Below are 12,844 nucleotides of genomic sequence, written 5' to 3' on the forward strand. Positions count from 1 at the left end.
ATCCGGCTTTCCACGGCAATGCAATCCAGAGCGGTGTTTCGAAAACGGGCGGCTTACGGCTTCACGAGGCAACAGATGACTTATTCCGGGTATTTGTTCGAAGTCCTGAGCCAAACGGGAAATTTTGTATTTTCGCGTGGCACTTGCTCCGGCAAGCCACCCCTCCTTGCGCTGTCCATTGCAGGACAGCAGCCCTCCGCCCGCCACCTAGACCGACTGTCGCACGAACTTGGTCTGGCAGCAGACCTTAACGGAACGTGGGCACTGAGGCCGCTGGCAATCACGCGCCAAAAAGGGCGGCAGATGCTTCTACTGGAGGACTGCGGTGGTGTGCCTTTAGATGTCATCCTGGCGCGAGAGCAGCACCAGATGAACCTGACCCAGTCTTTCCGGCTCGCCATCGATCTGGCGCGGGCGGTTGGCCAGGCACACAAAAGCGGTTTAGTTCACAAAGACATAAAACCCGCAAATGTCTTTGTGGATAACGAGGGACGTGTCCACCTGACGGGGTTTGGCATCGCTTCGCGAATACCCAGGGAGAGGCAGATCCCCGGGCCACCTGAAGTCATAGCTGGCACGCTTGCCTATATGGCGCCTGAGCAGACGGGGCGAATGAACCGATCTGTCGACTCGCGTAGCGACCTCTATTCCTTGGGCGTCACGCTCTATGAGCTGTTTACGGGCGAATTGCCCTTCACCGCCACGGATCCGATGGAGTGGATCCATTGTCATATAGCGCGGATTCCTCTGCCGCCGAGTCAGCGTATCAAAGGTCTGCCATCTCGCATCGACGACCTTATACTGAAGCTGCTCGCCAAAGACCCCGAGGAGCGATACCGAACCGCGGCCGGGGTTGAAGCCGACCTGATCAAATGCCTGGAAGCCTGGGAATCGAAGTGCATCACGCCGGTGTTCGAACTCGGCCAGCACGATGTTTCAGACCGTTTGCTCTTGCCTGAAAAGCTGTATGGGCGCTCCGTTGAGGTTGAGGTCCTACTCGCTGCTTCCGATCGAGTAATGACGCACGGCGATTGTGAAATGGTGTTGATCACCGGTTATGCTGGTATCGGCAAGTCCTCCATCGTCAACGAGCTTCACAAAGCTCTCGTGCCGAGACGCGGCTTGTTCGCGTCTGGAAAATCCGACCAGTACAAGCGAAACATCCCTTATGCGACGCTTGCTCAAGCCTTGCAGGGTCTGGTTCGTCAGTTGCTGATCAAGAGTGATGCAGAACTGAAAACCTGGCGCGATGATCTTCTCGCTGCCTTAGGGCCGAACGGCCAGTTGATGGTTGATCTAATTCCGGAGCTCGCACTGGTAATCGGCGAGCAGTCAATGGTCGCCCAAGTTGACGCAAAATCCGCCCGGACGCGATTCCACACGGCTTTCCGCAACCTGCTTGGTGTTTTTGCCAAGGCCGAGCACCCGTTAGTATTGTTCATCGATGACCTCCATTGGCTCGACAGCGGCACGCTTGAACTTTTGGAGGGCCTTGTTACAGATCCCCAGGCCAGACACATCCTCGTGATCGGTGCGTACCGAACCAACGAAGTCGGCCCAACACACCCTCTGTTCCACACGCTCGGCACAATTCGCGGTGCCTCAGGAACTATCTCCGAGATAGTCCTTGGCCCGCTACAAGTAAGTGATCTTGCGCAATTGTGCGCCGACGCGCTGCATTCTGATGTGGCGCTAACGCGCGAATTGGCCGAGTTGATATTCGAGAAGACGGGCGGAAATCCCTTCTTTGCACTGCAGTTTTTGACGGCGCTCTCCGAGGAGGGGTTGCTTACATTCCAACCCGAAAGCGCATCTTGGCGATGGGACTTTGATAAAGTTCAGGCCAAGAGGATCACCGACAACGTGGCGCACCTGCTCTCCACCAAACTGACCCGATTTTCTGCCCAAACGCAGCGGACTTTGGGTCAGCTGGCCTGCCTGGGTCACATCGCGGATCGTCTTGCGGTCGCGCGAGTGCAGGAACGTTCACTTGATCAGATCGACGCGCAACTGGGAGCGGCCGTGCAGGCGGGTCTGATCCATCGTTTCGATGGGAGCTATGCTTTTTCGCACGATCGCGTGCAGGAAGCGGCCTACACACTGATTCCACTTGCCGAGCGAGCTGCCACCCACCTGCAGATCGGCAGGGCGCTTTTGGCGCAGATCCCACCTGAGGAACTCGAGGACAAGGTGTTTGAGATCGTCAACCAGTTCCACCGAGGCTCATCGGCAATCGATTGCACTGCAGAACGTGATCTCGCGGCGCAACTCCATTTGATTGCAGGGAAGCGCGCCCAAAATTCGAGCGCATATCGTTCTGCGCAAACCTACTTTGCAGCTGGTCGGAGCTTGCTTGAAGATGGCAGTTGGGAGCGCCAGTACAGGCTGACATTTGATCTGGAAATCGGGCAGGCAGAATGCGAGATTGTTGGGGGTGAGTTGGTTGGAGCCGAGGGCCGGCTTACGGTTCTCACGCAGCACGCCAGAGGTTTCAAAGATGAGGCCAATGTGGTGTGCCTTGCTGTCCTACTGTACTTCACAACGGGCAGGAGCGAGAGTGCGGTCGAGGTTGCACTTGCCTTCCTGTCCCGGAAGGGCGTCAACTGGTCATCGCGCCCAAGTGAGGCGGAAGTTCGCCGGGAATACCTTGAAATGCGCCGTCAGCTAGCGCGCCGGCCTGTGAACGACCTCATCGACCTGCCAGCTATGAGCGATCCGGACTGCATAGCTATAATGGCGGTGCTGACCGAACTGTTCCCGGCAGCGTACGCTGTGGATCGGTATCTGCTTGAAATTGTGCTTCTACGCATGACAAATCTGAGTCTGGAGCATGGCCACTGCCAGAGTTCCAGCGTTGCCTATTCCGCGCTTAACATGACGCTTGGCTCGCACTTCTCTGACTACGCGACGGCATACAGCCTAGGCCAGCTCGCTTGCCAATTGGTGGACCGACGCAGTGATGACCGCTTCAAGGCCCGCGTGTATTCGTGCTTCGCCGCTTTCGCGATGCCTTGGTTCAAACCCCTGCCCATTTGCCAGCCCTTGATGAGGGAGGCCTTCGAAATCGGCAGATCGATGGGGGATATGGCATTTGCCGCCTACAACTCTAGAAATCTCATAACGCATTTGCTTGTTTCGGGCGTGCCGCTTAGCCAAGTTCAGATCGAGGCCGACCAGGCGCTTGCTTTTGCAAGCACAATTCAGCTGGGCCTGCCAGCAGAGCGCTTCCTGGGACAGCTCTCGCTCATCCGCAACCTTCGTGGTGTGCCCTGCGGCAACAGTCCCGAAGACGAGGATTGGGCCAATCAGAACGTCGACACGCAGCCTCAATTGGCAATGATGGTCTGTTATCACTGGGTCTTTAGACTTCAAGAACGGTATTTTGCGGCCGACTATGCAGCAGCACTGGAAGCTTCGGGAAAGGTGGCTGGGATACGCTGGGCCATGCGGTCTTCCATCGAGGAGGCGGAGTACGATTTCTATTCAGCTCTCACCTGTGCAGCTGCAATTGATAACGCCTCGGAAGACCAGCGCAAGAAGCTATCGCAGGCGCTCAGGACGCACTTTGAGCGGATTGTCCTCTGGGCCGAAAATTGCCCGGAAAATTTCGCTAATCGAAAGGCGTTAGTTGGCGCCGAAATGGCACGGCTGGAGGGTCGGGAAGTTTCCGCGCAACATCTTTACGAAGACGCGGTTCGCCTCGCGCGCGAGCACGGCTTCCTTCAAAACGAAGGGCTTGCCAGCGAGCTTGCAGGGCAATTTTACGCGGCACGCGGGCTTGAAACGATTGCCGATGCCTATCTTCGCAACGCGGTGTCCTGCTACGAACGTTGGGGCGGGCACACCAAAACCAGACAGCTCAAAGCCCGGTACCCGAACTTAAGCTCGGCCACTGTGAGACAAGAGCCAGCCGGGATGGTCGACACTCCGCTCGCGAAAATGGATGACCAAGCGGTCGACAACGCATCACAGGCACTATCGGCGGAGTTGGTCCTGCCGGCCTTGCTGGGTAAGCTCATGCGCCTGGCAGTCGAGCACGCTGGAGCAGAGCGGGGCTTGCTCATTCTCCTGCAAGGCAACGAACCGCACATCGAGGCGCAGGCAACAACGACGCAGGGAAGTGTGGAGGTTCTGGTCCGAAGCGTTGCGGTCACGCCATCTGATCTTCCGGCTTCGGCACTTCACTACGTTTTGCGTACGCGCGAGCGTCTGGTCTTGGACGATGCGTCTTCCGAAGGGCTCGACAGCGAAGATGAGTACGTTTCGCTCAACCGACCTAGATCGGTACTGTGCCTGCCGATCTTCAAACAAGAGAAGGTAATTGGCGCACTTTATCTGGAGAACAATCTGACCACGCGCGCGTTTACTCCTGATCGTGTTTCGGTGCTGGATTTCCTCGCCTCACAGGCCGCTATTTGGCTGGACAATGCGCAACTCTATTCGAATTTGCGCCGCAGCGAAACGTGGCTGAGAGAGGCTCAGCATTTGAGTTCCACGGGCAGCTTCTACTGGCGCGTCGATTTGGATACGGTGGAATTCTCGGACCAGACCTTTCGGATTTACGATCTCGACCCGGGCAATACCGTGACGCTTGACATGATCGCGACACGCATTCATCCGGAAGATCATTCACTGCTGCGAGAAATGATCGATATCGCGCGCGGCCCTGCGACGGACCTCGACTACCGCTACCGCGCGCAAATGCCGGACTCCTCGGTCAAGCACCTTCATCTAGTCGCTCACGGCGCGCAAAACAAAGATGGCCATGTGGAATATGTTGGGGCGATCCACGACGTGACAGACAGCCATCTAGCCGACGAGGCCATCAGCAAAGCCCGATCCGAACTTGCGCACGTGGCAAGGATCACGACGCTTGGAGTTCTCACAGCCTCTATAGCGCACGAAGTCAGCCAGCCGCTGATGGGAATTGTTACCAATGCCGCCACTTGCCTAAAGATGCTTGCTTCAGATCCGCCGAATATTGAAGGCGCACGCCGGACAGCACAGCGGTCTATTCGAGACGGCCACCGTGCTGCCGACGTGATAAAGCGATTGCGTGCCCTCTTCGGCAAGAAAGGCACCACTACCGAATCGGTGGATATTAACGACGCTGCCCGAGAGGTGATCGCGCTTTCGTCTACCGAGCTTCAGAGAAGCCGTACGGTGTTGCAGACCGACTTCGCTCGCGACTTGCCGCCGGTTATGGGGGATCGTGTTCAACTGCAGCAGGTGATGCTGAATTTACTGTTGAACGCATCTGACGCCATGAGCCATATCGAGGATCGCCCCAGGAAGCTCATCATACGAACCGAGTTGGACGGCGCCGACCGTGTTTGCCTGATCGTCAAGGACACGGGGGCGGGCTTTGATCCACAAGCCGTCGAAAAGCTTTTCGAAGCTTTCTACACCACCAAGAATGGCGGTATGGGGATGGGCCTTTCCGTCAGCCGGTCCATCATCGAAAGCCATCTCGGTTGTCTCTGGGCGGCTGGCAATGATGGCCCCGGAGCCACATTCTCTTTTTCGATTCCCCAGTCACTGGAACTGGCCCGCATCCACGCTTACACCGGGTAGGCGAGCGACATCTTCGCACTGATGCGATAAGCCCCTGCGCCCGTCGAAGACTGTTCGCGCGTGACCACTTAGCTCGCAAATCCACCTCCGCCTATCGTTTGATATGTTTGGTTCCTCCTGCACGCGCGTCCTCCGACGAGCCAATGCGAAGGTATCGGCGACACGTTCGTCCAATATATTCGGAGCGACTCTTCTGGCGTTATTGACCTTGCGGTGACCGCATCAGTCTTTCGATTTTCGCGGATGCGCAACGGACAAACCCAGAAGGAGAAGAACATGAACCCGCACGAAGGTGCACAGAATATTGGCAGCGTACGCGCAGGTCAGGATCGCCACGTTGATCTATCCCTGCCGAGAACGGGCACTGCGATGGCATTGTCATCCCCCTCGCGGCGCGGTTTTCTCTCCATGTCCGCAGCGGCGTCCATTGTAACGCTGGGCGTCACAGGCACGTTCAGTCTGCTTCCGGCGCAGCCGGCAGGGGCCGCACAAGAAGGAGCAGTCTATCCGTTTCAGGTCAACGTTCCCGAAGAAGCACTTGTCGATCTTCGCCGGCGCGTGCGAGCAACGAGGTGGCCGGCCAAGGAAACCGTGAAGGACGAGTCCCAAGGCGTGCAACTGGCCAATCTGCAGAAGCTCGTGCGGTATTGGGGGACCGACTACGACTGGCGCAAGGTGGAGAAGACGCTCAACGCCCTGCCGATGTTCCTCACCGAGATCGACGGCTTGCGCATCCAGTTCATCCACGTCAAGTCCAAGCACCCGAACGCGCTGCCGCTGATCATCACGCACGGCTGGCCGGGTTCGATTCTGGAGCTTCTCAAGGTGATCGGCCCGCTCACTGACCCAACCGCGCACGGTGGGACCGCCGAGGATGCGTTCGACCTGGTTCTGCCTTCAATGCCCGGCTACGGGTTCTCGGATCAACCGACCGAACCTGGCTGGGATGCCGACCGCATCGGCCTCGCCTGGGACGTTTTGATGCGGCGCCTGGGATACGAACACTACGTCGCCGCGGGGGGCGATTGGGGCTCTGTCGTCTGCGATAAGATGGCCCATCAGGCACCGGCGGGTCTGCTTGGCATCCATGTCAACATGCCTGCGACCGTCCCTCCCGAAGTCGCCAAATTCATGCGCGCCGGCGATCCGGCACCGGATGGGCTGTCTGCCGATGAGAAGGCAGCATACGACCAGCTAAACACATTCTTTGCGAAGAATGGCGCCTACGGCAGCATGATGACCACTCGGCCACAAACGGTGGGCTATGGGCTGTCGGATTCGCCCGCAGGCCTGGCCGCCTGGATGTACGACAAGTTCGCTCAGTGGACGTACAGCGGTGGCGAGCCTGAGCGTTCGCTCACCAAGGATGAGATGCTCGACGACATCACGCTCTACTGGCTCACCAACAGCGCGATCTCCTCGGCACAACTCTACTGGGAAAACAATGCGAACAACTTCAACGCCGTGGACATCTCGATCCCCGCTGCTGTGACGATTTTCCCCGGTGAGATCTACCGCGCGCCGCGAAGCTGGACCGAGCGGAGCTATCACAAGCTGATCTACTTCAATGTCGTCGACAAAGGCGGCCACTTTGCCCAGTGGGAAGAGCCGCAGCTGTTCTCCGCCGAAATGCGGGCAGCCTTCCGGTCCCTGCGTCAACTGACGTGACAAAGCCGGCGCAACGCGCGCCGGCCACCGCCGCGAGGCTGAGGCCATTCGGCAAAAGCCGTGTTCCGAACCAATCGTCGCAGCCCAATCGGCCTGGCCTTCATAGCCGCGCCTTCAGATGGAGAACATTGCCGTGACCAGAACCCGTTTCGCCCAGATCTCGCTCGCAATGCTAATTGCCATCAGCCCTGCCGGGGCCAGCACTGTTGGCCCTTCGCCAAGCAAGCGGCCGGCTGCGGCAACTGAAACCCTTGTCGCTTCCAATCCCGCGAAACCGACGATCGTGCTTGTGCATGGCGCCTTTGCCGATGGCACGGGTTGGCAGCACATCATTCCGATCCTGCAGCGCGACGGCTACACCGTCATCGCCGTACAGAATGCGCTGACCTCGCTTGCCGAGGACGTCGCGACGACCAAGCGGGTGATCGAGGCTCAAAAGGGTCCGGTCGTCGCTGTTGGCCACTCCTATGGCGGCGCGGTGATCACCGGTGCCGCGGCGGGGAACTCAAACGTGAAGGCACTTGTCTACATAGCGGCCTTCGCACCTGAAGCCGGCGAGCCAATTGGCGCCTACACCGAGAAATACCCATCTGCGCTCGGCTCAGCGCTCAGACCCGATGTGGCGGGGTTCGTCACCATCGACCCGCCCCAGTTTCGTGAGCTTTTCGCCAATGACGTTGCGGCGGCTGAAGCCAGCGTGATGGCAGCGGCGCAGAAACCAATCATCGGCAGCGCGTTCGCTTCGTCTGTGACGGAGGCGGCCTGGAAAACCATCCCGTCCTGGTACCTGGTCGCCCAACAGGACCGGGCCATCAATCCAGACTTGGAGCGGTTCTATGCCAAGCGCATGGGCGCAATCACCGCCGAGATCAAATCCAGCCACGTTCCGTTCGTCTCCCACCCGAAAGAGGTTGCACGCTTGATTGAACAGGCGGCAAGCGCCCCGGCGAAATAGCCCGACCAGCTGCAGGCAAACTGAGAAAATAACAACAAAGGAACATCCCATGGACAAGCTATTGACGGCAGTACTCGATGCGCATGGTGGATTGGAGAACTGGGCCAAAGTCACCAAGATCACCGCGCAGATGTCACTGGGCGGCCCCTTCTGGGGCGCAAGAGGGTGGCCGGACGTCTATTCGGACCAGACAGTCACCATTGATCCCCATCGTGAGCACATTACGTTCGCACCTTTCACCGGACCCGACCGTATGTCGCTGCTGGAACTCAACCCCGAGCGTGTTGCGATCACAACACTCGAAGGTGGGTTAGTCGAACAGCGCATCAACCCGCGCAAATCGTTTCCGACTGGCTTCATCGACGCCAGCACGCCGTGGGATGCAGTGCAGGTGGCCTATTTTACCAGTGCGGCCGTGTGGAATTATCTCACGGGGCCGTTCGCATTCACCTATCCGGGCGTCGAGGCAGCGGAAATCGCTCCGTGGAACGAAGATGAACGGAACACCTGGCGCCGGCTGGCCGTCAAGTTCCCGGAAAGCATCGCGAACCATAACGCCGACCAGGTCTTCTACTACGACCAAAGGTTCATGCTTCGGAGGATGGACTACTCACCCGATGTGACTGGCAGCCCGCCTGTCGCCCACTACACGTATGACCCAAAGAGATTTGGTGGGTTCGTGTTTCCAACGCGAAGGCGCGTCCTTCTGCATGATGCCAATGGCGTTGCGAACCAGGGATTCGTGCCAATCACCATCGACGTCACCGATGTGACGATCGACCGGGCATGATCGCGTGAACGGCGAGGATTGAGCAATGGATATGACCAGGGCTTCCGAAACAATTGACCACCGTCGCCGGAACTTCTTCGGCACGGCAGCAGCCACGGTAGCTGCCGTGCAATTGATCTCGATGGGTACGTCAGACGCTTGCAGCAAGGCCGCGCCGTTTGGGACAATGCCTTCGGGAAAATCGTCATTCGGCGCACTGAAGCAGATCGATGCCGGCCTGCTGAACATCGGCTATGCCGAGGACGGCCCTGCTGACGGCCCTGCAGTTTTGCTGCTCCATGGCTGGCCGTACGACATCCACACTTATGTGGATGTCGCGCCATTGTTGGCGTCGGCCGGTTACCACGTAATCGTTCCCTACTTTCGCGGCTACGGTACGACGCACTTTCTGTCGTCTGCGACACTCCGCAATGGCCAGCAAGCGGCGCTCGCCGCCGACGTCGTAGCCCTGATGGATGCGCTGAAGATTCCCACGGCGATTTTCGGCGGTTGTGATTGGGGGGCGCGGACGGCCAACATCGTTGCGGCGCTCTGGCCCGAACGATGCAAGGCACTCGTTTCCGTCAGCGGCTATTTGATTGGCAGCCGTGAATCCAACAGGAAGCCGTTGCCGCCCAAAGCTGAACTTGCATGGTGGTATCAATATTACTTTGCCACTGAACGTGGGCAGGCAGGATACGAAAAATATCGGCACGATTTTGCAAAACAGATCTGGCAGATCGCATCGCCGCGGTGGGACTTCGACGAAGCCACGTTCAATCGCACGGCGGCAGCCTTCGATAACCCGGACCATGTCGCCATTGTGATCCACAACTATCGCTGGCGCCTTGGCATCGCTGACGGCGAGCCGACATATGACGATCTGGAAAATCGGCTTGCCGCGGGTCCGGTCATCACTGTGCCCACTATCACCCTCGAAGGTGATGCCAATGGAGCCCCACATCCGGAGCCTGGTTCCTACTCCAAGAAATTCTCGGGCGAATATGAGCACCGGACCATCAAGGATGGCATCGGACACAATCTGCCCCAGGAGGCTCCAATGATCTTCGCCAAGGCGATTATCGACGTGGACGCCTTCTGAATGATCGGCAGCCGCGCTGCCCAACTTTCGTGACTGCATCACTTCAAAAGCAGGCGCCATCGCTGGCGCGAGAAACAAAAGGACAAACGGCCATGACCATTTCTGCCAACGGGACAGCTGTCGTGACAGGCGCTTCCTCAGGTATCGGCGCGATTTACGCCGATCGGCTGGCGCGCCGAGGCTATGATCTGATCCTTGTCGCTCGCAACCGTGAGCGCCTCGACGAACTGGCAGGTCGCCTCATCGGCCAAACCGGCAGGACGATCGAAATCCTGCCTGCGGATCTTAACGACCGAAATGATCTCGGCCGCATCGAAACGCTGCTCAGAACGGATCCCAGGATCACGATGCTGGTGAACAACGCAGGTATCGGCGCCACAGAGACACTGCTCGAGTCCGATGTGGACCGAATGGACGACATCATCGCCCTGAACGTCACTGCCCTGATGCGGTTGACGCACGCCGTTGCCCCGGCACTCGTGAGCAGAGGTGGCGGGGCGATTATCAACCTCGCATCCGTTCTGGCCATTACCCCCGAGATCCTGAACGGTGTCTATGGCGCCTCAAAGGCATTCGTCCTTGCGCTCGGGCTCTCGCTTCACAAGGAGCTCGGGGAAAGGAACATCCGGGTCCAAACCGTGCTTCCCGGGGCCACGGCGACCGAGTTCTGGGATACGGCCGGCATGTCGCTGGACCACCTTCCCGGTGAAGTCGTCATGAAGGCCGAGGCAATGGTCGACGCTGCATTGGCAGGTTTCGGCCAAGGTGAATGGATCACCATCCCGTCGCTTCCCAACATCGCCGATTGGGACGCCTACGAGAGCGCCCGGAGAACAATGATGCCGAACCTTTCGCTCAAAGTTCCCGCCGCCCGCTACGCGGTCGACTCCGGTATCAGCGCTAATGCGGCGTGACGCGGCGTTGCCCGCTCTTCGGAGAGCCGGCCGATAGTCGGGAGCAAACCTCACACCTCTCGCGCTACCATTTTCGAAAGTGCAACAGATGACGCTCTTCATCCTTGCCTATCTGGCCGGCGTGTTCACGATCGCCACGCCTTGTATCTTTCCGATCCTGCCGCTCCTGTTGGCGCGCACTGAGCAACCCTTTAGACAGGGTGCCTTGCCTATGCTTCTAGGCATGGCTTTCACCTTCGCGGCTATAGCGAGCCTTGCATCGGTCGCTGGGGGGTGGGCAGTGCAGGTGAACCAATCTGCCAGGACCTTCGCGCTCGTCTTGATAACGCTATTCGGCCTGACAATGCTTGTACCCACACTCGCCGGATGGATAGCCGCTCCTGTCGTGTCGCTCGGGTCAAGGCTGTTGCGTTTGTCCGCACGACAGCGAGTGAGCAAGCATTCAACGACAGGTGTGACGACGGGTTCGTCGCTGCTTCTCGGCATCGCCACGGGGCTACTCTGGGCACCTTGTGCCGGCCCGGTTCTGGGATTGATCCTGACGGGTGCCGCACTACGAGGAGCAAACATTCAAACATCACTCTTGCTGCTGATTTATGGCTTTGGTGCCGCGAGCTCGCTCGCCGCAGGCTCACTTCTCAGCGGTCAATTGCTCGCTACCGCCAAGCTCTCAGCGCGATGGGGCGAGGCCTTGCGCCGTTGCTTTGGCCTCGCTGTGGTGGCGGGCGCCGCAACCATCTGGCTTGGCCTCGACACCGGGCTTTTCACGCGCTGGTCTTTGGTTGTAGCGAACAGCCTTGAACAAGACCTCATTGTCAAAATAATGGATGGGAGAGACCTGGTTGGCGGATCAGGCGCCCTTTCCGCGACCTACCCAACCCTATCGGATCCCTTGGTCGCGATGCTTGCAGCGCCGCAATGGCTGAACACACAACCGCTCCGTTCCGAGGATGTTCGAGGCAAGGTCGTAGTCGTGAATTTCTGGACCTATTCCTGCGTCTATTGCTTGCGAGCCCTGCCTCATATCCGCGCCTGGGCGGCCAAATACGCCGACCAAGGCCTTGTCGTTATCGGCGTCCACACCCCTGAGTTCGCCTTTGAGAAAGACCTCCCCAACGTTCGCAGCGCATCGGCATCGCTGGGTGTTCGTTATCCGGTGGCCATCGACAACGACTTCGGGATATGGCGGGCGTTCAACAACAATTCATGGCCGGCGCTATACATCATCGGTGCAGACGGCCAAGTCCGGCGTGCCATTTCTGGAGAGGGCGGCTACGATCACTCTGAACAGCTGATCCAGCAACTGCTGTCCGAAGCCGACGGTGTTGATGTTGCCAGCGACATCATGGCTGTAGTGGGCGAAGGGCCGCAAGCAGCCGCTGACAGGACCAATCTGCGCTCGAGTGAAACCTATGTAGGCTACGGCCTCGGCAGGACGTTTTCGTCGCCCGGCGGATTGAATGAAGATTCCCCGACCCTTTACCGGGCCGCCATGCCGTTGAATCTCAATCGATGGAGCCTCTCAGGTATCTGGACGATCGGAAGTGAGTTTGCCACGCTCAGCGATAGCTCCGGAAAAATTGCTTTCCGCTTTCACTCGCGCGATCTTCATCTTGTGTTGGCTCCTCCTTCTGAAGGCCGGCCCGTTCGCTTTCGCGTCACAATCGATGGCGCGCCCCCCAAAGCCGATCATGGCTTTGATGTCGACGGCCAGGGTTGGGGAATACTGAAGGACGCACGCCTCTACCAGCTCATCCGACAAACCGGGCCGATCGCGGATCGAACCTTCGAGATCGAATTCTACGAAGAGGGAGTGCGGGCCTATGCCTTCACTTTCGGATAGCAGCAGGCCGTTCTTATCG

At 58.6% G+C, this 12,844-nt stretch carries 7 protein-coding genes; all 7 read left to right on the forward strand.

What is annotated here, in order from left to right:
• Positions 1-75: 75 nt before the first annotated feature.
• The 7 genes from EN955_RS09440 (at position 76) to EN955_RS09470 (ending at position 12,825) form a co-directional block, all read left to right on the forward strand.
• Positions 76-5,574 (forward strand): trifunctional serine/threonine-protein kinase/ATP-binding protein/sensor histidine kinase, encoded by a 5,499-nt coding sequence (locus EN955_RS09440; protein WP_024504944.1) that lies wholly within the window; start codon positions 76-78, stop codon positions 5,572-5,574.
• Positions 5,575-5,943: 369 nt separating this feature from the next.
• On the forward strand, positions 5,944-7,242 hold the full coding sequence (locus tag EN955_RS09445; protein WP_024504945.1) for an epoxide hydrolase: 1,299 nt from the start codon (positions 5,944-5,946) through the stop codon (positions 7,240-7,242).
• A gap of 133 nt (positions 7,243-7,375) precedes the next feature.
• Complete coding sequence (locus tag EN955_RS09450) at positions 7,376-8,197, forward strand: alpha/beta hydrolase (protein ID WP_206523751.1); 822 nt, start codon at positions 7,376-7,378, stop codon at positions 8,195-8,197.
• A gap of 49 nt (positions 8,198-8,246) precedes the next feature.
• The gene (locus tag EN955_RS09455) at positions 8,247-8,987 is read left to right on the forward strand and encodes a hypothetical protein (RefSeq protein WP_024504947.1); all 741 of its coding nucleotides are present in this window, start codon (positions 8,247-8,249) and stop codon (positions 8,985-8,987) included.
• A 25-nt stretch (positions 8,988-9,012) separates the two neighbouring features.
• Positions 9,013-10,068 carry an alpha/beta hydrolase gene (locus EN955_RS09460; RefSeq protein ID WP_024504948.1) on the forward strand — a complete coding sequence of 352 codons (1,056 nt, stop codon included), beginning with the start codon at positions 9,013-9,015 and terminating at the stop codon, positions 10,066-10,068.
• Between the two features lie 92 nt (positions 10,069-10,160).
• Positions 10,161-10,982 carry an SDR family oxidoreductase gene (locus tag EN955_RS09465; RefSeq protein WP_024504949.1) on the forward strand — a complete coding sequence of 274 codons (822 nt, stop codon included), beginning with the start codon at positions 10,161-10,163 and terminating at the stop codon, positions 10,980-10,982.
• 88 nt (positions 10,983-11,070) lie between these two features.
• The gene (locus tag EN955_RS09470; protein ID WP_024504950.1) at positions 11,071-12,825 is read left to right on the forward strand and encodes a cytochrome c biogenesis protein CcdA; all 1,755 of its coding nucleotides are present in this window, start codon (positions 11,071-11,073) and stop codon (positions 12,823-12,825) included.
• Positions 12,826-12,844 lie beyond the last annotated feature (19 nt).

It is taken from the genome of Mesorhizobium sp. M7A.F.Ca.CA.001.04.2.1, assembly GCF_003998485.1.
Taxonomy (GTDB): Bacteria; Pseudomonadota; Alphaproteobacteria; order Rhizobiales; family Rhizobiaceae; genus Mesorhizobium; species Mesorhizobium ciceri.

Coding starts and splice junctions, on each gene's coding strand:
- EN955_RS09445 (WP_024504945.1), top strand. CDS start 5,944: ATGGCATTGTCATCCCCCTCGCGGCGCGGTTTTCTCTCCATGTCCGCA.
- EN955_RS09440 (WP_024504944.1), top strand. CDS start 76: ATGACTTATTCCGGGTATTTGTTCGAAGTCCTGAGCCAAACGGGAAAT.
- EN955_RS09455 (WP_024504947.1), top strand. CDS start 8,247: ATGGACAAGCTATTGACGGCAGTACTCGATGCGCATGGTGGATTGGAG.
- EN955_RS09465 (WP_024504949.1), top strand. CDS start 10,161: ATGACCATTTCTGCCAACGGGACAGCTGTCGTGACAGGCGCTTCCTCA.
- EN955_RS09470 (WP_024504950.1), top strand. CDS start 11,071: ATGACGCTCTTCATCCTTGCCTATCTGGCCGGCGTGTTCACGATCGCC.
- EN955_RS09460 (WP_024504948.1), top strand. CDS start 9,013: ATGGATATGACCAGGGCTTCCGAAACAATTGACCACCGTCGCCGGAAC.